Annotated in this window: 4 protein-coding genes; 2 read left to right on the top strand and 2 right to left on the bottom strand. The window is 44.7% G+C overall.

The genetic code is table 11. The features are described 5' to 3' along the window. Positions 1-6: 6 nt before the first annotated feature. Positions 7-177 carry a hypothetical protein gene (locus tag KGY70_20505; protein MBS3777587.1) on the top strand — a complete coding sequence of 57 codons (171 nt, stop codon included), beginning with the start codon at positions 7-9 and terminating at the stop codon, positions 175-177. A 767-nt stretch (positions 178-944) separates the two neighbouring features. Here the strand turns inward: KGY70_20505 and KGY70_20500 are convergent. Both KGY70_20500 and KGY70_20495 read right to left on the bottom strand, forming a co-directional pair. Continuing rightward, positions 945-1,574 carry a DUF1080 domain-containing protein gene (locus tag KGY70_20500; protein MBS3777586.1) on the bottom strand — a complete coding sequence of 210 codons (630 nt, stop codon included), beginning with the start codon at positions 1,572-1,574 and terminating at the stop codon, positions 945-947. Positions 1,575-1,608: 34 nt separating this feature from the next. Further along, the gene (locus KGY70_20495) at positions 1,609-1,746 is read right to left on the bottom strand and encodes a hypothetical protein (protein ID MBS3777585.1); all 138 of its coding nucleotides are present in this window, start codon (positions 1,744-1,746) and stop codon (positions 1,609-1,611) included. A 65-nt stretch (positions 1,747-1,811) separates the two neighbouring features. On the opposite strand from KGY70_20495, the gene KGY70_20490 reads away from it, so the two are divergent. Continuing rightward, a partial coding sequence (locus tag KGY70_20490) for a hypothetical protein (GenBank protein MBS3777584.1) occupies positions 1,812-2,689 on the top strand: 878 nt, incomplete at its 3' end.

Genomic DNA, 2,689 nt, shown 5'->3' with positions numbered 1-2,689 from the left:
GAGCCAATGACCATTGAAGCCTTTGGTGATCTCAGTGAATCAGAAATCGGATCTGTATCCCTATTGGGCTCAGATGAAAGCATCGATTGGTCGGTTTCCTCAGATGGTATGACCATCCAGCCACCATCGGAAAAACCATGCGAACATGCCTTTGCGTTTAAGGTAACACTGGAATAAATTGGTGGGATTGAACCACATAAGATCAATGAAAATTGCCACGAATGCACGAATGAAACAACTGGCAGCTTACACAAGACACTGGCACTGGCCGATCACCTCCCTTTTTCAAGGGAGGTAAGGGAGGGTACGTGAACGCAGAAGAAAAAAATTAATTTAGCATCATCTGTCAGATATTGGTAACAATAAGGTTCTTGCAATTTTTCATAATTTTAACAGATGACTTAAAGGCTGGTGATTGTATCTTAAGGGGGCGTACCCTCTCCCAACCTCTCCCTTCCGGAAGGGAGAGGAGTTCGGTCCGTAGTAAATTTTTAGGAATGCTGCCAATAGCTTCTGGTATGTTTAAAATGGGTTATATCCATAACAATTTATTTGAAGATAAAACCTTTGACACCGGCACTGGCCGATCACCTCCCTTTTTCAAGGTCATTTGTCGTTCATAGATTGATGCATCCAACATTTGCGTTCAAAATTTCGCTGGAATAGTTAAATGAACTACATAGAGTCTGTCCATAAAGTCAAAAGACCTTTGAAATTCTTATAGATTACCTCTGTGTTACTCCATATTTGTTCTTCGTGAAACTCTGTGGTTCAAATATATAATGTTAACCACTAAGAAACACAAAGGAAATCACGGAGGGACACGGGGGACTTTATGGACAGGCTCTACATAAGGTAATGAGGTCACTTAAGAAGAATCTCATGTGTTCTCATGTGCCTCATGTGGTTCAAAAATATTATACAATAAATTGGTGATTTTTTCATTAAAGCTCTTCTATCGTTATGTTACGGAATTGCAATGGCAGCCCGTGATCCTGCAGCCCAATATAACCCTTCATGGGCCTGTCGCTGCGGCTGGTGTTTTGCAGATTGACATCCACCACCTGTTCGCCGTTTAAATTGACTTTAAGCTGGGTACCTTCAACGGTAACGCGCATCTTGTTCCATTCTGAGGCCGGTTTGGCCATGTTTTTGGAAGGGCCTACGGTGCCTATCACACCCCCGCAGTCATGGGCGCTGAGTTCTTCTTTTCCGTGTACATCGTTAATCTGAACCTCAATACCGGTTTCCACCGGATCGTCTTTTTCCCTTACCCGCACAAATACTCCGCTGTTCCCATCCTCAGGGATCTTGTATTCCAGCTCCAGGGCAAAATCCCCGTATTGCTTTTTAGACCAGAGATAATCGTCGAACCGCCTCCACCCTTCTTCGCCGGGGCGGGGTTCGATGGCCAGGACATGCTCTTCCTCCTGGATCCAGTTGCCATTGGTTTCCCATTTTGAAAGATCATTCAGGCTCTGTTGAGCCAGTCCTTCGGTAAATGAGAGCGTGATGAACATTCCCGTAATACATGTTAACAGGATTGCCTTTGAAAGTTTGTTCGTTGATTTCATAAGAATAGAATTTTTGGATGAGTATTAGAAATTTTCATTTAATGAACATATTGTTGGCATTTATTCCCATTGCCTTTGCCTCTTCTTTGCGTTGCGAGAAATATTTTTCCACGGCGAGAGCGCAAAGTAAAGGAAAAGCCAGGAACGCTAAGAAATAGTTATTATCTTTCATATTGTGAATCATTTTTACAAATTTAACAGAATTCGTTATATTTGATGAAAAACAAACCATAAATTATGAAGAAAGAAATTAGCTTTTCAATTGGGAACCGGTTTCTTCCGGCTTTGCTGATAACCCTATTTTTTATTTTAACCGGAATCTCAACCAATGCCCAGGATCAGTGGACCGACTGGCACCGGCCTGTGGACAATCCCGTTTTTACCGTAAGCCATGGCAACAACCACGATGCCGTACTTTTTGTGGATACCACACTGGAATACCCGTATCACCTTATTGTCAGCGGACGTGGATGTACCCCTGACCGGGGCAATAATCCGGAAGCAGCTTATCTGTGGCGAACGAAGCATTTTTCGTGGTCCAGTGAAGATTGGGAGCTCGTCTCCGGTCATTATGAAATAGGTTGCCATTATGAATACGATGATGGCGTGAAGGTTGGCGGCAAATATTACATCTTCGAGAGCGGCAATGTCTATACTTTCGAAGGCCCTCTGGAAAAAGCCGCAGGTAAATGGAAGAAGGAAGGCACCTTTCCGTCTCACCTGTGTGATGATGTGGGGGTTTATTATGAGGACGGGGTCTTTCATTTATTCGGGGAATACGGCAACTTTCCCCATGGCCCGGATGGCACCAGCCTTTCTCATTTAACCTCTGAAACAGGTCTTGGCGACTGGACCCTGGAGGATACCCTCGCGGTAAATCCCAATCCCGGGGGCGGCAATACCTATGGAGTAGGTGATCCGACCATAGAAAAAATTCAGGGGGCGTATTACATTTATTGTGATATCGAATCCCCCGGCAGCCCTTACAAGGTCATTGCCTGGAAATCGGAAAGTCTTGATGCCCGGTTTGATTACCAGGGTGTGGCCATGCCTGCCCGCCTGAGCGAAACCGAGGACTGGGACAACTACAGGGTACAGGATGCCGACATTGCCTA

This window comes from Bacteroidales bacterium (assembly GCA_018334875.1).
Classification (GTDB): Bacteria; Bacteroidota; Bacteroidia; order Bacteroidales; family UBA12077; genus JAGXLC01.
Note: the sequence above shows the minus strand (reverse complement) of the source record. Positions and strands in the feature narration are given on the sequence as shown.

Bases quoted from the DNA above. Each gene is read 5' to 3' on its own strand.
- KGY70_20495 (MBS3777585.1), bottom strand. From the start codon at position 1,746: ATGAAAGATAATAACTATTTCTTAGCGTTCCTGGCTTTTCCTTTACTT.
- KGY70_20505 (MBS3777587.1), top strand. From the start codon at position 7: ATGACCATTGAAGCCTTTGGTGATCTCAGTGAATCAGAAATCGGATCT.
- KGY70_20500 (MBS3777586.1), bottom strand. From the start codon at position 1,574: ATGAAATCAACGAACAAACTTTCAAAGGCAATCCTGTTAACATGTATT.